This window comes from Pseudodesulfovibrio tunisiensis (genome assembly GCF_022809775.1).
Classification (GTDB): domain Bacteria; phylum Desulfobacterota; class Desulfovibrionia; order Desulfovibrionales; family Desulfovibrionaceae; genus Pseudodesulfovibrio; species Pseudodesulfovibrio tunisiensis.
The window spans coordinates 3,297,133-3,317,044 of the sequence record NZ_CP094380.1 but is presented as its reverse complement, the minus strand read 5'-3'; the positions used below and the strand labels follow the sequence as shown (position 1 = coordinate 3,317,044).

The 19,912-nt window shown below is 60.3% G+C and carries 19 protein-coding genes; 12 read left to right on the top strand and 7 right to left on the bottom strand.

Features of this window, described 5'->3' with window-relative positions; all coding sequences use genetic code 11:
* The first annotated feature begins 8 nt into the window (after nucleotides 1-8).
* Together MPN23_RS15805 and MPN23_RS15800 are read left to right on the top strand one after the other, a co-directional pair.
* A complete protein-coding gene (locus MPN23_RS15805) occupies nucleotides 9-776 on the top strand; it encodes an ABC transporter ATP-binding protein (RefSeq protein WP_243545180.1) in 768 nt (255 codons plus the stop codon).
* A complete protein-coding gene (locus tag MPN23_RS15800) occupies nucleotides 773-1,510 on the top strand; it encodes an ABC transporter ATP-binding protein (RefSeq protein WP_243545178.1) in 738 nt (245 codons plus the stop codon). The genes MPN23_RS15805 and MPN23_RS15800 overlap by 4 nt, the downstream gene beginning before the upstream one ends.
* 1,376 nt (nucleotides 1,511-2,886) lie before the next feature.
* Here MPN23_RS15800 and MPN23_RS15795 read toward each other — a convergent pair.
* From MPN23_RS15795 to dsrA, 7 genes are all read right to left on the bottom strand, one after another.
* Entirely contained in the window at nucleotides 2,887-3,378 is a 492-nt protein-coding gene (locus tag MPN23_RS15795; protein ID WP_243545174.1) for a peptidylprolyl isomerase, read from the bottom strand.
* Between the two features lie 40 nt (nucleotides 3,379-3,418).
* Nucleotides 3,419-3,742 carry a hypothetical protein gene (locus MPN23_RS15790; RefSeq protein WP_243545172.1) on the bottom strand — a complete coding sequence of 108 codons (324 nt, stop codon included), beginning with the start codon at nucleotides 3,740-3,742 and terminating at the stop codon, nucleotides 3,419-3,421.
* Between the two features lie 9 nt (nucleotides 3,743-3,751).
* The gene (locus tag MPN23_RS15785; protein WP_243545171.1) at nucleotides 3,752-4,882 is read right to left on the bottom strand and encodes a DegT/DnrJ/EryC1/StrS family aminotransferase; all 1,131 of its coding nucleotides are present in this window, start codon (nucleotides 4,880-4,882) and stop codon (nucleotides 3,752-3,754) included.
* A 261-nt stretch (nucleotides 4,883-5,143) separates the two neighbouring features.
* On the bottom strand, nucleotides 5,144-6,538 hold the full coding sequence (locus tag MPN23_RS15780) for a cobyrinic acid a,c-diamide synthase CobB (protein WP_243545170.1): 1,395 nt from the start codon (nucleotides 6,536-6,538) through the stop codon (nucleotides 5,144-5,146).
* A 68-nt stretch (nucleotides 6,539-6,606) separates the two neighbouring features.
* Nucleotides 6,607-6,843 carry a dissimilatory sulfite reductase D family protein gene (locus MPN23_RS15775; protein ID WP_243547409.1) on the bottom strand — a complete coding sequence of 79 codons (237 nt, stop codon included), beginning with the start codon at nucleotides 6,841-6,843 and terminating at the stop codon, nucleotides 6,607-6,609.
* 75 nt (nucleotides 6,844-6,918) lie between these two features.
* Nucleotides 6,919-8,064, bottom strand: a complete 1,146-nt coding sequence (dsrB, locus tag MPN23_RS15770) for a dissimilatory-type sulfite reductase subunit beta (protein WP_243545169.1) — start codon at nucleotides 8,062-8,064, stop codon at nucleotides 6,919-6,921.
* A gap of 17 nt (nucleotides 8,065-8,081) precedes the next feature.
* Nucleotides 8,082-9,401: a dissimilatory-type sulfite reductase subunit alpha gene (gene dsrA, locus MPN23_RS15765; RefSeq protein ID WP_243545167.1), complete on the bottom strand. Its 1,320-nt coding sequence runs from the start codon at nucleotides 9,399-9,401 to the stop codon at nucleotides 8,082-8,084.
* A 378-nt stretch (nucleotides 9,402-9,779) separates the two neighbouring features.
* Between dsrA and MPN23_RS15760 the strand changes: the two genes are divergently transcribed.
* The 10 genes from MPN23_RS15760 (at nucleotide 9,780) to MPN23_RS15715 (ending at nucleotide 19,902) form a co-directional block, all read left to right on the top strand.
* The gene (locus MPN23_RS15760; protein WP_243545165.1) at nucleotides 9,780-10,463 is read left to right on the top strand and encodes a YkgJ family cysteine cluster protein; all 684 of its coding nucleotides are present in this window, start codon (nucleotides 9,780-9,782) and stop codon (nucleotides 10,461-10,463) included.
* Entirely contained in the window at nucleotides 10,460-10,717 is a 258-nt protein-coding gene (locus tag MPN23_RS15755) for a hypothetical protein (protein WP_243545164.1), read from the top strand. The genes MPN23_RS15760 and MPN23_RS15755 overlap by 4 nt, the downstream gene beginning before the upstream one ends.
* Before the next feature lie 684 nt (nucleotides 10,718-11,401).
* Nucleotides 11,402-11,959, top strand: a complete 558-nt coding sequence (locus tag MPN23_RS15750; protein WP_243545163.1) for a 4Fe-4S dicluster domain-containing protein — start codon at nucleotides 11,402-11,404, stop codon at nucleotides 11,957-11,959.
* Complete coding sequence (locus MPN23_RS15745) at nucleotides 11,956-12,834, top strand: CoB--CoM heterodisulfide reductase iron-sulfur subunit B family protein (RefSeq protein WP_243545162.1); 879 nt, start codon at nucleotides 11,956-11,958, stop codon at nucleotides 12,832-12,834. Before MPN23_RS15750 ends, MPN23_RS15745 begins: the two co-directional genes overlap by 4 nt.
* Before the next feature lie 236 nt (nucleotides 12,835-13,070).
* On the top strand, nucleotides 13,071-15,053 hold the full coding sequence (locus tag MPN23_RS15740; RefSeq protein ID WP_243545161.1) for a CoB--CoM heterodisulfide reductase iron-sulfur subunit A family protein: 1,983 nt from the start codon (nucleotides 13,071-13,073) through the stop codon (nucleotides 15,051-15,053).
* Nucleotides 15,020-15,526 carry a hydrogenase iron-sulfur subunit gene (locus MPN23_RS15735; protein WP_243545160.1) on the top strand — a complete coding sequence of 169 codons (507 nt, stop codon included), beginning with the start codon at nucleotides 15,020-15,022 and terminating at the stop codon, nucleotides 15,524-15,526. Before MPN23_RS15740 ends, MPN23_RS15735 begins: the two co-directional genes overlap by 34 nt.
* Nucleotides 15,523-16,467, top strand: a complete 945-nt coding sequence (locus MPN23_RS15730; RefSeq protein WP_243545159.1) for a 4Fe-4S dicluster domain-containing protein — start codon at nucleotides 15,523-15,525, stop codon at nucleotides 16,465-16,467. Before MPN23_RS15735 ends, MPN23_RS15730 begins: the two co-directional genes overlap by 4 nt.
* A gap of 4 nt (nucleotides 16,468-16,471) precedes the next feature.
* Entirely contained in the window at nucleotides 16,472-17,524 is a 1,053-nt protein-coding gene (locus MPN23_RS15725; protein ID WP_243545158.1) for a 4Fe-4S dicluster domain-containing protein, read from the top strand.
* Nucleotides 17,511-18,344 carry an FAD/NAD(P)-binding protein gene (locus MPN23_RS15720; RefSeq protein WP_243545157.1) on the top strand — a complete coding sequence of 278 codons (834 nt, stop codon included), beginning with the start codon at nucleotides 17,511-17,513 and terminating at the stop codon, nucleotides 18,342-18,344. Before MPN23_RS15725 ends, MPN23_RS15720 begins: the two co-directional genes overlap by 14 nt.
* Nucleotides 18,345-18,642: 298 nt before the next feature.
* A complete protein-coding gene (locus MPN23_RS15715) occupies nucleotides 18,643-19,902 on the top strand; it encodes a [FeFe] hydrogenase, group A (protein WP_243545156.1) in 1,260 nt (419 codons plus the stop codon).
* Nucleotides 19,903-19,912: the final 10 nt, after the last annotated feature.

The following is a 19,912-nucleotide window of genomic DNA, read 5'->3' as shown; positions in this document are numbered from 1 at the left end:
AGCCTGCCATGTCACTACTCAAAATAGACGGACTCTCGCAGAAGTTCGGCGGGCTCATGGCCGTTTCCGAATTCGACATCGAACTTCGGGACGGAGAACTCGTGGGCCTGATCGGTCCGAACGGCGCGGGCAAGACCACCATATTCAATCTGGCGTCCGGGTTCTATCAGCCCACCGAGGGCTCGATCACCTTCAACGGCAATCCCACGGCCGGACTCAGGCCGCATCAGATCACGGCCATGGGCATGGCGCGCACGTTCCAGAACATCCGGCTCTGGCACGACATGACCGTGCTGGACAACATCCGCATCGCCCAGCACCACCGCCTCGGCTACTCGGTATGGGATTCCTTCCTTCGCACGAAAAGATATCGCGCGAGCGAAGACCGTATTTACACCATTGCCATGAAGCTGCTGGATGCCATGGGGCTGGAAGACTACGCGGAGGAACTGCCCAAGAACCTGCCCTACGGACTTCAGCGCCGTGTGGAAATCGCCCGAGCCATGTCCATCCGACCCAAGCTTCTCCTGCTTGACGAGCCTGCAGCCGGGTTGAACTCGGCGGATGTGGAGGACCTCATCAAACTGGTCCGCTGGATTCACGAAAACTTCGACATCACCATCTGGATGATCGAACACCAGATGAAGGTCGTGACCTCCCTGTGCCAGTGGATCAAAGTCATCGATTTCGGCGCAACCATCGCCGAGGGCACTCCCGAGGAAATCCAGAGCAATCCAAAGGTCATCAAGGCCTACCTTGGAGACGACAACATATGAGCACCCCGTTTCTCACCATCGACAACCTGTTCGTCAAATACGGCAACATCGAGGCACTGCACGGCATTTCCTTTACCGTGGAGCGCGGCGAAATCGTGACTCTGATCGGCGCGAACGGCGCAGGCAAATCCACGACGCTCATGTCCATTGCCCAGCTTCCGCCGCCCGAGGCACCGAAAATCACCAAGGGCGACATCCGATTTCAGGGCGAATCCATCGTGGGCATGGCCCCGGATCGCGTGGTCGCGGACCTGCATCTGGCCCTGGTCCCGGAAGGCCGCCACATCTTCGGCAATCTCACGGTGGAGGAAAATCTCAAGCTCGCAACCTATGCGCGCAAGGATACCCCTCAGGACATCCAGCGCGACTACACGCGGGTCTACGACCTGTTCCCCAGACTGGCGGAACGTCGCAGGCAGCGCTCCGAATCCCTGTCCGGCGGCGAGCAGCAGATGCTGGCCGTGGGCCGCGCGCTCATGTCCGGCTGCCGGTTCATCATGCTGGACGAACCAAGCATGGGCCTTGCCCCGCTGCTCATGTACGACATGTTCCGCACGCTCAAGGCCCTGAACAGCGAAGGCATGACCATCCTGCTCGTGGAACAGAATGCAAATCTCGCACTCAAATTCGCACATCGCGGCTATGTCATTGACACCGGAGAAATCGTGGCTCAGGGCACCAGCGAGGAGCTCATGGAAAATCCGGAAGTGAAAAAGGCCTACCTTGGCGGGTAGCCAATTTTCACTGTAATGAAAGGAAAAAGGCGGGAAGTGGATGCTTCCCGCCTTTTTTGATTGGCACAGAACCCTCGGCGCTGTCCCTCTTCGCCCGGCACGGCTGGCCAAGCTGGCACAGCCCCACCTCTTCAGGGCGCGTAGCCGCGCCGTCTTCGCCGTGCCATCCTGCAAGGTGAGGATTTCGCCCTACCCGGGCGAGTTCATTTTTTTGTTGGGGCAAAAAAATAAACGAAAAAAAAGCCCCTTTGCACTGTGCTCCCGACTCTCTCGGGCAGGAACCAGTAGCGACCTCCCCGCCGGGCGATTGCGACGTTTCCTCCGGAAACCGCATCGCCCCGGCTTCGGTCGCTTCGACTGGTTCCAAGCCCTCGCGAGCCGAAATTCGGTCTGAGTAAGGAACAATGTGTCGGGTGTGAAAGGTCGCCCCGGCTCTACCAAGCTCCCCCGCCCCTACCAAGCTCCCCCGGCCCAGCCAACCTCCCACCGTTTCCCTTTGATCAAGGCTTCCGTCCCAGTGGCGAACGAACGGCAGGTCAGCCTTGATCAAGTAGGAAACGCGCACGGCTGTGGCGGCCCCAAAAGGCGGCTTTTGATTACTTTTATCCGCCTTGGAATAAAAGTAATTCGCCCGGGAAGGGCGAAATCCCCACCAAACAAGATGGTAAAGCGCATACGGCGAATTGCTTCGCCCGGCACAGCCCGCCAAACTGGCACAGCCCCACCTCTTCAGGGCGCGTAGCCGCGCCGTATTTGCCCTGCCATCCTGCAAGGGGAAGGTTTCGCCCTTTCCGGGCGAGTTCATTTTTTTGTTGGGGCAAAAAAATAAACGAAAAAAAAGCCCCTTTGCACTGTGCTCCCGACTCTCTCGGGCAGGAACCAGTAGCGACCTCCCGCCGGGCGATTGCGACGTTTCCTCCGGAAACCGCATCGCCCCGGCTTCGGTCGCTTCGACTGGTTCCAAGCCCTCGCGAGCCGAAATTCGGTCTGAGTAAGGGACATCGCGCAAGGCGTGACAAGTTCCCTCGGCCCAACCAACCTTCCACCGTTTCCCTTTGATCAAGGCTTCCGTCCCAGTGGCGGGCGCACGGCAGGTCAGCCTTGATCAACTTGGAAACGCGCACGGCTATGGCGGTCCCAAAAGGCGGCTTTTGCATCCTTTTATCCGCCTTGGAATAAAAGGATGTCGCCCGAGAAGGGCGAAATCTTCCCTTATCAAGTTGGTGCGCAGTCTACGGCGAATTGCTTCGCCCGGCACAGCCCGCCAAACTGGCACAGCCCCACCTCTTCCGGGCGCGTAACCGCGCCGCCCCTCCAACAAAAAAAGGCCCTGCGCTCTCACGCAGGGCCTTCATCGTATCAATTGAAACCAAAACCTAGATAACACTGGCCTTGGTAATCACGATGGCCTCGACAGGCACATCCTCATGAAAACCGTGACGACCAGTGGCAACGCCCTTGATCTTGTCCACGACCTCGGTGCCTTCCACGACCTTGCCGAACACGGCATAGCCCCAGCCCTGCGGGGTCTTGGAGCTGTAGTTCAGGAACGGGTTGTCCTTCACGTTGATGAAGAACTGGCTGGTGGCGGAATGCGGGTCCATGGTGCGGGCCATGGCAAGGGTATAGCACTTGTTGGCCAGACCGTTGTCTGCCTCGTTTTCGATGGCAGCGCGGGTCGGCTTTTCCTTCATGTCGGCATCCATGCCGCCGCCCTGAATCATGAATCCGTCAATCACGCGGTGGAAAATGGTGCCGTCGTAATGGCCCTCTTCCACGTACTGCTGAAAATTGGCCGCGCTCTTGGGCGCCTTTTCCGCATCCAGTTCAATGACAATATCACCCATGGTGGTTTCGAGCTTGATCATCGTTGTTCTCCTTTGGCCGGAATCCGGCTGTTTGTGGTCGTTATTGCGGCCGGGACTGCACAGCCCCGGAGACCGCCCCGTCGCCGCTCTTTCCTTCGGTCGCGCCTCCGGCTCCATTGCCGGGTATGAGCACTTCCTCGGGATTGACGGCCAACGGGGTGCCGAGCTTGAAAATGTTCTTCTCCATCACGGTCTCGACCTGCGGTTTCACCAGCACTTCCTGCCGTGCGGAATACGCGGTTTCGGACTGGAACCGAATTCTGGGCGGGGCATCGAAAAAACCCGTGACCAGATAAGCCAGGCCCATTCCGGCCGCAACCGGCGCTGCTATGCGCAGCAGGATCGGGAAGAAACCTTTGGCCATACCGTCACACTATCCCTTGAGCACGCTCGCAATGTGTTCCTGCACCTCGACTTCGAGATACGGGTGCATGGGAAGGCTGAAAATGCGCGCACCGATTCCCTCGCACACGGGCAGGTCGCCCACGGCGTATCCGAGATCGGCAAACGCCTTCTGCAGGTGCAACGGCTTGGGGTAATAGATGGCCGTGGGAATTCCTGCCTCGGACAATTTTGCCATGCATTCCTCGCGATGCTCTGCGTCCCGGGCAAGCAGGGAATACTGAGCCCAAACCGAAGTGTTGCCCTCTTCCACATACGGCGTGGTCAAATCCGCCACACCTGCGAGCAACTCGTTGTACCTGTCGGCCACGGCCTGCCGCTTTTCGATCTCGCCCGGAAAAATGGCAAACTTGGCGAGCAGCACGGCTGCCTGAATGGAATCGAGCCGACCATTGATGCCAAGACGAACGTTTTCGTACTTGTTGTCGCCCATGCCGTGAATGCGCACGGATCGGAGCAGCTTGTCCAGCTCGGGCTCGTTGGTAAAGCACATGCCGCCGTCGCCGTAGCAGCCCAGAGGCTTGGCCGGGAAAAAGGAGGTGCAGGCTATGTCACCCACGGAGCAGACCGAACGCCCCTTGTACGTCGCACCAAAGGACTGCGCTGCATCCACCACGAGAAACAGGCCGTGGTTCTTGGAAAGCGGAGCAATGCGGTCGTAGTCCGCAGGCTGACCGAACAGGTCCACGGCGATCACGCCCTTGGGCTTGAGCTCGGAACGCCTGTCCGAGACCTCGGCAATCTTGCGGCGCAGATCCTCGGGATCCATATTGTAGGTTTTGGGATCGATGTCCACGAAAACCGGGGTCGCGCCGAGCAGGGCAACGGCTTCGGCCGTGGCCATGAAGGTGAAAGGCGTGGTGAATATGGCGTCGCCGGGGCCCACGCCGAATGCCATGAGTGCCATGAGCAGTGCGTCCGTGCCGGAACCGCAGCCAACGCCGTGGCGAACGCCGCAGAAATCAGCCAGCTTCTCTTCCAGCTCGGTGATTTCAGGGCCCATGATGTATGCACCGTGCTCCAGGACATTGTCGATGCCCTTCTGCACCTCGTCCTTGATTTCCTTGTACTGGGTTTTCAGGTCGATAAAAGGAATGTTCATCATTTTCTCTTTGTATAGTGAAGTGTTGTTCGCTTGTTTCGCAAATGGGGAATACCCGCGAAAACAGACGCGGAATTCTCCGCGCTCAAATTCGGAAGACTCGGAAGAATGTCGATCGCCAGAATCGAAGCCATGCCGCACGCGGCTTCGAACTGGAGGCAGGCCTTCTCCCCGGGGGGACAATACCCTAATAAGGGAAGGTCCCGCAAATGCCAAGAATTAGCTGCGTCCCGCCCCGGAAGAAAAGCACGGGCCGACGAATCACCGGCGCGCAGTGCAGGCGGACACGAAATTTTCCGCCCATTGCGGCACGGCCAGCGCATGGATGTGATTGTATCCGGCAAAGGTGTTGCGCATGATCAGTCCGTCATGCCCGTCCAGCATGCCCTTGCCGCGGAGCATTTTCAGGGAAAAGGACAGGTCGCCGGGCACCTCGGCCACGCACAGGGAATAATGAAATTCATGCCCGGAAATCACATCACCTCTGGCATAGAATACGGAATCCAGTACGGCTTCGGCCCGCGTATAGCCCAGTCCCTGCGGCCTGGGGCAGAACTGCGTGCGCACGGGAAACACTCCGGCCATGGGGTAGGTTCGCCCTTCAAATTCCAGCGCCTCGCACAAGTACATGAACCCGCCGCACTCGGCATAGATGGGCATGCCCTTTTCGGACAGTTTGCGGACATGGTTGCGGATCGACTCGTTCGCGGCAAGCGGTTCGGCCATGGTTTCGGGAAAGCCTCCGCCCAGATACAGGCCGTCCAGCTCAGGCCAAGGGGTGTCGGACAGCAGGCTCAGAGGAACGAGCTCGGCTCCGGCATGCTCCAGAGCTTCGAGATTTTCCTGATAGTAGAACCAGAGCGCGGCATCCAGAACATATCCTATCCGCGCACGTCGGGACTTGGGATTCGGCCAGAGAGGCGCGGGGATCGACCCGAAATCAGCCGCCTGCTCCGCAATCCGGACAATGGCATCCAGATCGGTCCATTCCTCGGCCACGCACGCCAAGGCATCAAGCGCTTTCTGCCCGGTTTCGTACCCCTCGCTTCCGAACTCCTGATCAGGCACGAGGCCCATGTGGCGCTCGGGAATGGGATTCTCCCCCAACTTGGGAAGCGCCCCCAGAACGGGAATATCAGTGTGGGTTTCAATGCTGCGCCGAAGAATGGATCGATGGCGCTCCCCGGCCGTACGGTTCAGAATGACCCCGGCCAGATGAAAATCCTCTTCAAAGGCCGCGCATCCAGCCACGATCGCGGCAACCGTACGGGTCATCTTGGTGCAGTCGATGGCCAGAATGACCGGAGCGCTCAACTGGCGGGCGAGTTCGGCAGTGGAACAACTGCCCTGCTCGTCCATGCCGTCGAATAGCCCGCGATTGCCTTCCACAACGGCAATGTCACCTTGGGCAGCACGGTGCGCGAACAAGGAGCGGAGCGTGTCCCGGTCCAGAAAATAGGGATCGAGATTCGAACAGGCACGACCAGCAGCAAGGCCGAGCCAGGCCGCGTCGATGTAATCCGGGCCCTTCTTGAAGGGAACCACGGATCGTCCCGAACGGCTCAAGGCGCGCGTCAGGCCAAGGGAGAGAATCGTCTTGCCGGTTCCGCCGGAAAGCCCGGCCAGAACCAGTCTGGGGAATGTCGAATTCGGCACTGTTTACAAGACACGAAAGCCTTGCCCACCAAAATGGGCAAGGCTTGTTGACAGTCGATCAGCGGGACTTAGGCCTCGCCCTCGGCGTTGGCCTGTTTGCCGGCACCGGCAACACCATACATGGTGGTGGAACCGGAAGACCAGAAGACCATCTTTTCCTCGTTGACGAGGGCGGTCAGGACCTTCTTGACTTCACGAGCCTTTGCGTCCGGAAACAGCTTGGTGAAATCGTTGAAATAAAACTTGCTCTTGGATTTGGACTTGGATTCGCAGAAGTCCAGAATCGTTTGCTTGGCAGTTTCCATATCGAGAGGCATGGTGCGCTCCTTCCTAATTTGAAACGGGGCGCGGCACAATGCCGCGCCCCAGTAATTACCTGTCTACCACTTGAACTGGGAAGTCTGGCGCCAGGTGTAATAGGCGGGATCGCGGAAGTCATCGATGAGGTGCTCGGTAAAGGGCAGCTCGCAGACCTCGAAGAAACGTTCCCAACCGATACGGGTGGCCCAGTCGCCCAGGCGTTCGTACTTGTTGGCACCCTTGGCGTAGGCATCCAGAATCTTCCGGATGGTCTTGGTCATGGTAGGCCAACGAGGCGGCTCGTTCGGGATGAACGGCACGACGACCTTGGAGAAGGCCGGCTTGGAGATGCGGTTGGAGATCTTGCCGCCAACCATCAGTGCGATACCGTCGCCTTCCTTGTCGGAAAGAGGCATGGACGGGCACATGGTGTAGCAGTTGCCGCAGAACATGCAGCGCTCTTCCTTGACCGCAACGGTCTTGAAGCTCTTGCCGTCGATCTCGACCTTGGAAGGACGAATGGCGCCGGTGGGGCAAGCAGCAACGGCCAGCGGGATCTCGCACAGGTTGTCCAGGTACTCGTGGTCAATCATCGGCGGCTTGCGGTGAATGCCGAGGATGGAGATGTCGGAGCAGTGGACGGCGCCGCACATGTTCAGGCAGCAGGCCATGGAGATGCGCACAGGCGCGGGCAGGCGCATGTGAGTGAATTCCTCGAACACTTCGTCCATGGTAGCCTTGACGGTACCGGAGGCGTCGGTGGCCGGGGTGTGGCAGTGGACCCAACCCTGGGTGTGAACGATGTTGGTCACGCCAGCACCGGTGCCGCCCACGGGGAACTTGTAGGATCCGCCGTCGAACTTCTGGTCGTTGAGGTGCTTTTTCAGTGCCTTGGCATCCTCTTCGGTCTCCACCATGAACTCGATGTTGTTACGAGTGGTGAAGCGGAGATGGCCACCGCAGTACTTGTCGGCGATGTCGCAGACTTCACGGATCAGGGTGACGGACATCAGGCGGGCAGCGCCGCAGCGAATGGTGTACACCTTGTCGCCGCTTTCGGCCACGTGAACCAGAAGGCCGGGCTCCAGAATCTCGTGGTAAAGCCACTTGCCGAAGTTGTTCTTGATAACCGGGGGCAGGAATTTATCGAAGTGCTGAGGCCCGATGTCGGTGATCCTGCCTTCCATCGGTTTTTCGGGATTGTATCCGGAAGAAATAAAAGCCATTTTTTTCCCCCTTTTGCTTAGCGCTGATGGCGTTCGCGGTAATCGTTGATGTCACGGTCCCATCCGCCCTCAACATCGTCTGCCTTCCAGAAGATGTACGGGTTGTGGCGGGGTTCCTGCACCTGGCGGGGATCGAAGGGCACGCCAGCGGCGCGGACCAGAGCACCGAAGCCGAGACGCTTCATGGTCTCGCCAACACGCTCACGGTTCTTGCCTTCTTCCATCCACCAGTCCCAAACGCCTTCGATGATGTCCTTGATGGCCTGATAGTCGTCGTCGGCGTTGACTTCGACGAAAGGCACGAGCAGGGAACCCATCTGGGGGCCGTCGAGGATCGGGGCCTTGGCACCGCAGAAGATGGAGGTGCCGCGCTCAACACCGGGCCTCAGGGCGCGAGGCATGGTATTGATGCAGTGCATGCAACGCACGCATTCGCTGTTGTCGATCTTGAGCTTGCCGTCTTCGTAGGAAATGCACTGGGACGGGCAGATGTCCACGACTTCCTTCTGGATGTCGAAAGCACCCCAGTCGCCGTCGGCATGAGCGCCGGCGTTCGGAGCGATCTCACCACCAACGTAGGCGGCAACCGCTTCCTGATCGATCTGGATGGCGCCCTTCCAGGTGCCGAGGAAACCGAGGTCGGAACGGGCGATGGCGGCCACGCAGCCGTTGGGGCAGCCGTCGAACTTGAACTTGAACTTGTAGGGGAAGGCCGGGCGATGCAGTTCGTCCTGGTATTCCTGAGTCAAGTTGTAGCACAGTTCCTGAGTGTTGTAGCAGGCGTACTCGCAGCGGGACATGCCCATGCAGGCGGCCGGGGTACGCAGGTTGGAACCGGAACCACCAAGGTCGTTGTCCAGATTGTGGGTCAGTTCGAAGAAGATTTCCTCGAGCTGAGGGGTGGTGGTGCCGAGCAGCACGATGTCACCGGTGGAACCGTGCATGTTGGTCAGACCGGAACCGCGAAGGTCCCACAGGTCGCAGACATCGCGCAGGAACTTGGTGGTGTACCACTTGCCTGCGGGCTGAGCCACGCGCATGGTGTGGAAATGGGCAACGCCGGGGAATTTCTCGGGCTGGTCACAGTACCGGCCGATAACGCCGCCGCCGTAACCGAACACGCCGACGATTCCGCCGTGCTTCCAGTGAGTCTCGCCGTCCTCGTAGGACAGTTCGAGAACACCAAGCAGATCCTCGGGGCAGTCCACGGGAATCTGGTAGTCGAGGCCCTTTTCATTCTTGGCGCGGGCTTCAGCCTCCTGTTTGACGTCGGATACAAAGCTGGGCCACGGGCCGCTTTCCAGCTGATCCAACAGAGGAGTTTTGTGTTTCGCCATTCCCTTAACCTCCATTGTTTGATTAAGATGTTGCCATCAACCGTCTTCGTCCGGGTCCGTCAAAATCCAATCACAATCGCTTCCGAAAGCCCGAACGCCTTTCCTCCACATTGAGTGCGGGGCGAATATGGCGTATTGCACCATAATTCACAAGGTATGCAGGGCTGCAAATGTACGGGAGGAACCGGTTTTATGTCAACCGATAAATCCCGAAAGTACTGTCAATCCTGCTATTGCGGCCTGAAGCGCCGCCCCTGCGCCGGGTCCTCCACATGGCCCCGGGGTTGCGTTCGCACCCCAGGCGGAGTATCGGTCCCGAACGCGGGAATTAATTCACGTATTGCGATACCCCAATTCATTTCCAGGAGCAACCCCAAGGTGAAAAATCAAGATTCCAATACCGCGCCCTGCAAAAGATGCGGGGAATGCTGTCTCAAGGGCGGACCGGCCCTGCACGTCGAGGACATGCCCCTGATTCGGGAGGGAATCATCGACCTGCGCCAGATCGTGACGATCCGTGCTGGCGAGCACGCATGGGACCAGCCGGCGGGCAAGGTCCTTCCCCTTGAAACCGAAATCCTCAAGATCAAGGGCCGCGACGGCACCTGGGCCTGCGTGTTCTATTCCCACGAGGCCCGCGCCTGCGGCATATACGACACCCGCCCCGTGGAATGCGAGGCCCTGAACTGCTCCGACCCGGCCCCGCTGCTCGCCATCTACGACAGAAACCGCCTCACGCGCGCCGACCTCGTTCCGGAGGGCCATCCCCTGCGCGAACTCATCGACGAGCATGACGAGCGGTGTTCGGCCGCCCTGCTCTCCGAACTGGCGAACAGGGCGATCGAAGGCGACACAAAGGCCGGAAACGAGCTGCACGCCATGGCCGTATACGATGCGGAACTGCGGCGACTGATCCCGGAACGTTCGGCCTTTGACAAGGAAGGTCTGGACTTTCTCCTCGGCAGACCGGTAAAGGCTCTGCTTTCCGGCCTTGGCATCAAGACCTATGAAACCGCCGGCGGCATCCGGCTCAACATTCCCAGCAAAGGAGACCGCGCATGAAGGACGCTCGCGGCTACTACTACACTCCATCGCTTCAGTTCCCGGATGTACGCATGTACGTGCGGGACAACAACGGCACCATAGAATTCCGTCTCTGGAATGCCAACGAACCCATCATCTGGGAAAAGCACCAGTGGCTTTCCTATGATGTGATCACTCAGGCCGCGAACATGTACGAAGAGCGCGGCACAGGCCGCAACCCTCTGGGATTGTACGACCTCGACATTGCCAAACGCCTTCTTTCCGACGCCTGACAACGTTGTGCCCGGGCCGCAGACGATTTTGCGGCCCGGACAGCGCGACGATTTCCCACCCCCCGGGAAAATGGGAAATTCTCCCAGTCATCTCCCGCAAATATGTGTTCCTCCCCTATTCCCTTTCCATTGGGCCGAAAGTAACGTTTCGTCACTGTCTTTATCCGACCATCAGGTCGGAGACTCCCCCGAAAGGCCCTGAACACCGCCACAGGGCCTTTCTTCCATTGGAGACCTGAAATGCATGGACAGATGCATACCTGATGACTGTTTTCAACAAATCATTTTTTTCACTTTTCCCCCCAAAAAGTCCGTTTGCACATTCCGATCCCGCTCTTTGCCGGATTCATGAACGCCCCGCTTGCCCCTGCGGGAACAGGCTCTGTTTTCGGCAACAAAAAAAATCAATAATATCGGCTTGTCATGAACATGCCTTCCGTTGTCCTTCCCGACATTTCCTCTCTGTGTAGTAGGGAAATATATAGAGAATTCATTTCGCCAACAGAATTACCGAATTTCATTCAGCGAACTTTCTTTTCAACAGAACATTTCCCGATAAAGACACGGCGTTGACGTATTCCCCTGAATCCTGTAACTGCCGAATGCCTGTCCGACCGAAGGTTTTACGGCATTGTCCTGCCGATTCCGAGGCGATGCCTGCAACTCACCGGGAGAGCTGAACAAATGAAGACAACCAACATGAACGCCCGGGATGCGGAGTTCATCCATGAAGTGGAGGAGCGGAGCGGCCAGCAGGTGGTGCGCTGCTACCAGTGCGGCAACTGCACTGCCGGATGCCCCTACAACTTCGCCTACGACATTCCCGTGAACAGGATCATGCGTCTGGTCCAGACCGGGCAAAAGGAAGTCGTGCTGGACAGCAAGTCCCTGTGGCTGTGCGGCTCCTGCCAGTCCTGCACCACCCGATGTCCCAACAATATCGACGTGGCCCGAATCATGGACGTGCTCCGGCACATGGCCCGGGAAACCGGGCATGCGTCCGAACGCAACATCAAGCTCTTCGCGGACACCTTTCTGGAGTCCGTGGAAAAACACGGCAGGGTGTACGAGGCAGGCCTCATGGCCAGCTATGTTGCCCAGACCGGCAAATTCCTGAACGATCTTGATCTGGCCCCGGCCGTGCTGACCAAGGGCAAGCTGTCCCTCAAGCCCCACCCGGTGCACAAGCGAGAGGCGGTCGAGGAAATATTCCTTCGATTCCGGGAGAAATCCAAGCAATGAGCGATCTTTCCGTAGCCTACTACCCGGGCTGTTCCGCTGTTGGCACTTCCGTGGAATACGAGAAATCAACCCGCGCCGTGTGCAAGGCCCTGGGTATTCGTCTGGAGGAAATCCCGGACTGGAGCTGTTGCGGCTCCTCCCCGGCCCATACCGTGAACCACGTGCTTTCCGCCGCGCTTTCCGGCCGCAATCTGGCCCTTGCCGCGGACATGGGGCACGACACCGTGGCCACGCCGTGCCCGAGCTGTCTGGTCAATTTGCGGACCTCGGCCCGCAAGATGGAGGACCCGCTGTTCCGGGGCAAGGTCAACGAGCTGCTGGACGCGCCCTGCGGTCCGGCGGTCGAGCCCAAGTCCGTGCTTCAGGTCATTGTGGAGGATTACGGTCTGGACCACGTTCGCGAACGCGTGCGCAAATCCCTGAACGGCCTCAAGGTGGCCTGCTACTACGGCTGCATCATGACCCGACCGCCCGAACTCATGCGGTTCGACGATCCCGAGAATCCGATGTCCATGGACAATCTCATGGAGGCTGCCGGAGCCGAGCCCGTGCCCTTTCCCCTGAAGGTGGAATGCTGCGGCGCGTCCTCGGGAATTCCACGCAAGGACATCGTGATGCGCCTTTCCGGCAGACTGCTCAAGGCAGCCGAGGAAAGCGGGGCCGAAGCCATTGTTGCGGCCTGTCCCCTGTGCCAGATGAATCTGGACCTCAGACAGCGGCAGGTGCGCAAGGCCAACGGCATCGATCGTGGCCTGCCCGTGTTCTATTTCACCCAGCTTCTGGGCCTTGCCCTCGGATTGCCCGAGCGCGACCTGCGCTTCGACAAGCTCGTGGTCAGCCCCAAACGCTGCCTCAAGCGAATCGCCGGAGCCTAGATGCATTGCGAAAGGACCCCGGGGAACGCCTTTCCGACCACAGGTTCCCCCAGCCCCGCCCCTTCACGCCCCAGCGTCGCCTCCTCAGCACGGATGCACGCATTTCCGGGGCCGGCACGGCCTTGCAGGCCGACATCCCGGCCCGCTGACGAAACGAGAAGAACAGCCTGCCCGAAACGGCTTTCCGGCCCTGTGGCCAGCCCGCTTCGCAGCTCCGGCTGTCAAGGAGTATCCCCATGCGCATAGGCGTTTTCGTCTGTCATTGCGGCAGCAACATCGGCGCGACCGTGGATTGCGTCGCGGTTGCCGAGTCCGCCCGGATGCTGCCCGACGTGGCCTTTGCCGCGGACACCATGTACGCCTGCTCCGAGCCCGGACAGCTCGCCATTGCCGAGGCCATCCACGAGCACGGTCTGGACGGCGTTGTGGTGGCGTCCTGCTCGCCCCGCATGCACGAGCCCACGTTCCGCCGAGCCGTGGAGCGCGCCGGGCTGAACCGCTACATGCTGGAAATGGCCAACATTCGCGAACATGTTTCCTGGGTGGGCAAGAACAAGGCCCTGAACACGAACAAGGCCGGGGAACTCATTGCCATGGCCGTGGCCAAGCTCCGCAACGACAGGCCGCTGCATTCCAGCAGGTTCGACGTGAACAAGCGCGTGCTGGTCATCGGCGGAGGCGTGGCCGGGATTCAGGCCGCACTGGATTGCGCGGACGGCGGCATGCAGGTCGTGCTGGTGGAGCGCGAACAGTCCATCGGCGGCAAGATGGCCAAACTGGACAAGACCTTTCCCACCATCGACTGTTCCTCCTGCATCCTCGGCCCCAGAATGGTGGATGTGGCCCTGCACCCGAACATCACCCTGTACACGGCCTCGGAAGTGGAGGACGTGAGCGGATATGTGGGCAACTTTTCCGTGCGCATCAAACGCCGGGCCACCTATGTGGACTGGGACAAATGCACGGGCTGCGGCCTGTGCATGGAAAAATGTCCGAGCCGGAAATCCCCGGACCCGTTCAATGAGGGCGTGTCCACCACAACCGCCATCAACATCCCCTTTCCGCAGGCCATTCCCAAGAAGGCAGCCATCGATCCCGAAGCGTGTCTCAAGTTCCAGAAGGGAAAATGCGGCATCTGCGCCCGGGTCTGCCCCACCAATGCGGTGAACTACAAGCAGATGGACACCTGGGTCACGGAAGAGGTGGGCGCGGTCATCGCAGCCACGGGCTACGATCTTTTCGACCATACCGCCTACGGCGAATACGGCGCGGGCCGCTACCCGGACGTGATCACGTCCATGCAGTACGAACGGCTCATGAATGCATCCGGCCCCACGGGCGGACACATCGTGCGCCCCTCGGACGGACGGGAGCCCAAACGCGTGGTGTTCGTGCAATGCGTGGGCTCGCGCGACCCGTCCATCGGCCGTCCCTACTGTTCGGGCTTCTGCTGCATGTACACGGCCAAGCAGGCCATCCTGACCCGCGACCACATCCCGGATTCCGAGGCGTACGTCTTCTACATGGACATCCGCTCGCCCGGAAAGGGGTACGACGAGTTCACGCGCCGGGCGCAGGAACAGTACGGAGTGCGCTACGTGCGCGGCCGCGTGGCCCACATATATGAATTGGGCGACCGGATTGTTGTGCGCGGAGCCGACACCCTTGCCGGGGAACAGGTGGAGGTCGAAGCCGACCTCGTGGTGCTGGCCGTAGGCGCGGAACCGTCCAAAGGCGCGCCCGAGCTGGCCGAAAAGCTGCGCATTTCCTACGACACCTACGGTTTCTTCATGGAAAAGCATCCCAAGCTCGGCCCGGTGGAGACCAATACGGCAGGCATTCTTCTGGCCGGTTCGTGTCAGGGGCCCAAGGACATTCCCGCGTCCGTGGCGCAGGGCAGCGCGGCTGCGGCCAAGGTCATGGCCCTGTTCTCCCGGGATCAGCTCGAATCCGACCCGCAGGTGGCCTCGGTCAATGCGGCACGATGCGTGGGCTGCATGAAATGCGTGCAGGTCTGCCCGTACAAGGCCATCAGCGAAACCGAGGACCGCTTCGGCAATCCCAAGGCGCAGGTCATCGAGACCGTATGCCAGGGCTGCGGCCTGTGCACCGCCACCTGTCCGCAGGGCGCGGTGCAGCTCAGCCATTTCACAGACAACCAGATTCTCGCGGAGGTCACTGCCTTATGTCCGCCGTTCCCGGCCGAGAGCTTCGAATAATCGGCTTTTTGTGCAACTGGTGCTCCTACGGTGGGGCCGATACCGCCGGAGTCTCCCGTTTCGAGCAGCCCACGGACCTGCGCGTGGTGCGCGTGCCCTGTTCGGGCCGCATCGACCCGCTGTTCATCGTGCGCGCCTTCCTGAACGGCGCTGACGGCGTGCTCGTGTCCGGCTGCCATCCGGGCGACTGCCACTATTCCGAGGGCAACTACCATGCCCGGCGCAGACTGGAGCTGCTCAAGCATCTGCTGCCCGCCGCCGGAATCGACCCGGCCCGGTTCCATTATACATGGGTCTCGGCCTCGGAAGGCGCAAAATGGCAGCAGACCGTCACTGATTTCACCAACCGCATTCACGAACTCGGCCCGGCGCCCGCCTTTTGTGGAGCCTCCACGCCCGAGGATTGGGCTGCGGTCGCGCTGGGCGCGGCCAACGGTCCGGGATGCAGCGATCATGGAGGCGATGGAAAATGAGCCTCGACCAACTCAGGCAATGCATCAAGGACGCCCTCCCCGATCTGGACTGCGTGATCGGATGGGAACAGGGCCATTCTCCGGCCACGGCCACCCCGCTGTTCATGTACGAGAAGCAGGATGTGGACCGCCTCGTGTTCGGCCCGCTCAGCGTGCACAACCTCGCCACCTATCTCCCCGGCCTCAAGGGGAAGAAGGTCGGCATCGTGGTCAAGGGCTGCGACAGCCGGGCCGTGGTCCAGCTTCTGCGCGAAAACCTGATCAGCCGCGAGGACGTGACCATCTTCGGCATGGGCTGCAACGGCGTGATCAGTCACAAGCGGCTGAATCGGACCGTTGACAACCTTGACCGGGCCTCGTCCCTGCGCATGGACGGCGATGACGTTGTCGTCACCATCGACGAAACCGAACAGCGCGTTGCCTTTGCCGAAGTCTGTCCGGACAAGTGTCTGACCTGCACGCACCCCAATGCGATGATTTCCGATCATTTCATCGGCGAAAAAAGCGACCGCGCTCCGATCTGCGAAACGCCGCCCGCGCTGGAACGATTTCAGGCCATGTCCATCGAGGATCGGCATGCATTCTGGGAAGAACAGATGAGTAGCTGCGTGCGCTGCTACGCCTGCCGCAACGCCTGCCCCATGTGCGTGTGCCGGGACCAGTGTGTTGCCCAGTCCCGCGATCCCCACTGGATGAGTCAGGAAACCAGCCCGCGCGAAAACCTCATGTTCCAGCTCGCCCACACCCTGCATCTGGCCGGGCGATGCGTGGAATGCGGGGAATGCGAACGCGCCTGCCCCATGGAACTGCCCATCCTGCTGCTGCGCCAGACCGCTGCCGCCGGAATCCGGAACCTGTTCGGCCACGAGGCCGGCGTGGACCCCGAAGCGCAGATACCGCTCCTGACCTTTGCGGTGCAGGAAGCGAACATCAAGGAGTAACGGCATGGGCCTGAAATACATCGCACGAAACGACATTCCGGGCTGGCTGGACGAACTGGCCCGCGACAGACAGGTCCACGCCCCGGTGCGCAACGGCGCGTCCGTGGCCTATCAGCACTATGCCCCGGGCTGCGACATCGAACTGAACCGCAAGCCCACGATCTCGCCCAAGGAAGCCGTGTTTCCCAGAACCGAGGAACTGTTCCGCTTCCGCAAGGTCAAGAATCCGGAAAATCCGGGACAGGTCAAGGTGGACCTGCGCGAGAACCGGCCCGAGGCGCAAACCGTGTTCTTTGGCCCGCGTCCGTGCGGCACGCGCGGCATTGCCATGATCTCCCGGGTATACGGTCCGGAAGGCAGACAGGATCCCTATTTCTGCGCCCGTCTGAAAAACGCCGCGTTCGTGACCATTGCCTGCGACCGGCCCGAGCCGACCTGCTTCTGCACCAGCGTGGGCAGCCATCCTGCCGACACCGAGGCCTCGGACGTGCTCCTCACTCCGGTGCAGGGCGGCTATGTTGCCGAGGCCGTCACTGACAAGGGCCGAGAACTGCTGACTTCCCCGCTGTTCTCGGACGCGGACGACCGCCGAAAGGAAGTGGAAAGCGTGCATGACGCGGCCCGGGAAGCCCTTGGCAAGCCACTGGATTTTTCCGGCGCGGAAAAGGCGCTGTACTCCCTGTTCGACGACATGGACTTCTGGGAACGTCAGGCAGCCAAGTGCATCGGCTGCGGCACCTGCGCCTATCTCTGCCCCACCTGCTACTGCTTCAACATCACGGACGAGAACGCGGGCAATGTCGGCAGACGCATCCGCACATGGGACAACTGCATGTCCGCGAACTTCACGCTGGAAGGCAGCGGCCACAATCCCCGGCCCACAAAGGCGCACCGACTGAAAAACCGGGTAGGCCACAAGTTTGCCTACTACCCGGACACGCAGGAAGGCCTGATCGCCTGCTGCGGCTGCGGCCGCTGCATCGAACGCTGTCCCTCGGGCGTGGACATTCGCGCTCTGGTCGCGGCGGCAAAGGAGAAATGCCATGAGCCGGAATAACAATCTGCTGCCCGAACCGGCCACCATTGTCGAAATCATTGACGAAACCCCGAACATCAAGACCTTTCGCGTGGTTCTCGACAACGAGGAAGCCATGCGCGACTTCACGTTCCGGCCCGGACAGGTGGGCCAGCTCACGGTGTTCGGCACGGGCGAGGCCACGTTCGTGATCAACTCGTCGCCCACGCGCATGGAGTATCTCCAGTTCAGCGTGATGAAGGTGGGCGAGGTGACCTCGGCCCTGCACGCGCTCCAGCCCGGCGACACCATCGGAGTCCGCGCCCCGCTGGGCAACGCCTTCGATGTCGAGGGCATGAAGGGCAAGGATATCGTGTTCATCGGCGGCGGCATCGGCATGGCGCCCCTGCGCACCCTGCTGGTCTACATGCTGGACAATCGCGCGGATTACGGAGACATCACCCTGCTCTACGGCGCGCGTACGCCCGTGGACATGAGCTTCCAGTCCGACCTTGACGAATGGATGGCCCGCGACGACCTGAACGTGACCCTGACCGTGGATGCGGAATATCCGGAATGGCCGCACCGCGTGGGCCTGATTCCCAATGTGCTCAAGGAACTGAAGCCCAGCCCGAACAATTGCATCGCTGTAACCTGCGGCCCGCCCATCATGATCCGGTTCACCCTGCTGGCCCTTCAGGAACTCGGCTTTCAGGACGAGCAGATCGTGACCACGCTGGAAAAACGCATGAAATGCGGCGTGGGCCTGTGCGGCCGCTGCAACATCGGCGACAAGTACGTGTGCGTGGACGGCCCGGTATTTACCTACGCCCAACTCAAGGCACTGCCCAACGAACTGTAGCCACCCCATTTCCCTTGCACTGAAAAAAACGGCCCGACGCACCATGCGCCGGGCCGTTTTTTTCGGGGCAACTCCGTGTATTGCGGACCATTCTTTTCCGTCCCCCCTCCTTGACACAACTATCAATTATAAAATAGTAGTTCTATAGTGTTATTGTTTTGAAATTCGTGTTAACAAGGGCACATTTGCGCCCGGCACGAACAAAGGAGGGTATCCGATGTCAGGATGCACACCCAAGGCCGCACCGGCAGTGGTGCCGGTGGACTTGTCTTCAATCCACCCGAACAAGGAGGGCACAATGCGACAGATTGAAGGCGTGATGTACCAGACCAACGCGCCCAAAGGCGTCGACCCGGACGGAATTTTCTTTGTCCAGGTCGATGCCACCAGGTGCGAGGCCTGCGGAAGCTGCGAGGAAGTCTGCGGAACCGGCGCGATCCAGGCCATCAACGAGGATGGCATCCGTCAGGTGGTGGACCCGGCAGCCTGCATGAACTGCGGGCAGTGTCTGATCAGCTGTCCCTATGGCGCGATCTACGAAGGCGTTTCCTACGTGGATGAAATCTTCGAGAAACTGAAGGACCCGGATACCATCGTGGTTTCCATGCCTGCTCCTGCGGTGCGCTACGGTCTCGGCGAATGCTTTGGCGCGCCCACCGGCACCTATGTCGGCGGACAGATGCACGCGGCCCTGCGCCAGCTCGGATTCGACTACATCTGGGACAACGAGTTCACTGCCGACGTGACCATCATGGAAGAGGGCACCGAGCTGATCCAGCGCGTGAAGGAACAGGGCAAAAAGGACGCTCGCCCCCTGCCCCAGTTCACTTCCTGCTGCCCGGGATGGGTCAAGTTCGCCGAGACCTTCTACCCGGACCTCACGCCCAACCTGTCCAGCTGCAAGTCGCCCATCGGCATGCTCGGCCCTCTGGCCAAGACCTATGGCGCGCATGAGACCAAAAGCGAAGCCAGAAAAATCTATACGGTTTCGATCATGCCCTGCATTGCCAAGAAGTACGAGGGACTCCGCCCGGAACTGGCCGACAGCGGATTCCGCGACATCGACGCGACCATCAACACGCGCGAGCTGGCCTACATGATCAAGACCGCGGGCATCAACTTCAACAGCCTGCCGTCCCAGCAGCCCGACCCGATTCTGGGCGATTCCACGGGCGCGGCCACGATCTTCGGCAACAGCGGCGGCGTGATGGAAGCCGCACTCAGACTGGCCTACGAAGTGCTCTCCGGCAAGAAGCTGTCCAATCCGGACATCAAGGTCGTTCGCACTCACGAAGGCATCAACACCGCCGATGTCAAGGTGCCGGGATTCGGCACGGTCAAGGTGGCCGTGGCCAGTGGTCTGGCCAATGCGGCCAAGCTCTGCGACGAAGTGCGGGCCGGCAAGTCCCCCTATCACTTCATCGAAATCATGACCTGCCCGGGCGGATGCGTGAACGGCGGCGGACAGCCCCTTGACCCGGAAATCCGCGCTTCCCTGTTCCGCAGCACCGTGGCCCAGATCAACAAGCGCTTCCGTGCGCGCAAGGTCGGGGCATAAGGAGGAAAAC

Excerpts from the sequence above, each read along its gene's own strand:
- MPN23_RS15805 (WP_243545180.1), top strand. The coding sequence starts at position 9 with ATGTCACTACTCAAAATAGACGGACTCTCGCAGAAGTTCGGCGGGCTC.
- MPN23_RS15800 (WP_243545178.1), top strand. The coding sequence starts at position 773 with ATGAGCACCCCGTTTCTCACCATCGACAACCTGTTCGTCAAATACGGC.
- MPN23_RS15795 (WP_243545174.1), bottom strand. The coding sequence starts at position 3,378 with ATGATCAAGCTCGAAACCACCATGGGTGATATTGTCATTGAACTGGAT.
- MPN23_RS15790 (WP_243545172.1), bottom strand. The coding sequence starts at position 3,742 with ATGGCCAAAGGTTTCTTCCCGATCCTGCTGCGCATAGCAGCGCCGGTT.
- MPN23_RS15785 (WP_243545171.1), bottom strand. The coding sequence starts at position 4,882 with ATGAACATTCCTTTTATCGACCTGAAAACCCAGTACAAGGAAATCAAG.
- MPN23_RS15775 (WP_243547409.1), bottom strand. The coding sequence starts at position 6,843 with ATGGAAACTGCCAAGCAAACGATTCTGGACTTCTGCGAATCCAAGTCC.
- dsrB (WP_243545169.1), bottom strand. The coding sequence starts at position 8,064 with ATGGCTTTTATTTCTTCCGGATACAATCCCGAAAAACCGATGGAAGGC.
- dsrA (WP_243545167.1), bottom strand. The coding sequence starts at position 9,401 with ATGGCGAAACACAAAACTCCTCTGTTGGATCAGCTGGAAAGCGGCCCG.
- MPN23_RS15755 (WP_243545164.1), top strand. The coding sequence starts at position 10,460 with ATGAAGGACGCTCGCGGCTACTACTACACTCCATCGCTTCAGTTCCCG.
- MPN23_RS15750 (WP_243545163.1), top strand. The coding sequence starts at position 11,402 with ATGAAGACAACCAACATGAACGCCCGGGATGCGGAGTTCATCCATGAA.
- MPN23_RS15745 (WP_243545162.1), top strand. The coding sequence starts at position 11,956 with ATGAGCGATCTTTCCGTAGCCTACTACCCGGGCTGTTCCGCTGTTGGC.
- MPN23_RS15740 (WP_243545161.1), top strand. The coding sequence starts at position 13,071 with ATGCGCATAGGCGTTTTCGTCTGTCATTGCGGCAGCAACATCGGCGCG.
- MPN23_RS15735 (WP_243545160.1), top strand. The coding sequence starts at position 15,020 with ATGTCCGCCGTTCCCGGCCGAGAGCTTCGAATAATCGGCTTTTTGTGC.
- MPN23_RS15730 (WP_243545159.1), top strand. The coding sequence starts at position 15,523 with ATGAGCCTCGACCAACTCAGGCAATGCATCAAGGACGCCCTCCCCGAT.
- MPN23_RS15725 (WP_243545158.1), top strand. The coding sequence starts at position 16,472 with ATGGGCCTGAAATACATCGCACGAAACGACATTCCGGGCTGGCTGGAC.
- MPN23_RS15720 (WP_243545157.1), top strand. The coding sequence starts at position 17,511 with ATGAGCCGGAATAACAATCTGCTGCCCGAACCGGCCACCATTGTCGAA.
- MPN23_RS15715 (WP_243545156.1), top strand. The coding sequence starts at position 18,643 with ATGCGACAGATTGAAGGCGTGATGTACCAGACCAACGCGCCCAAAGGC.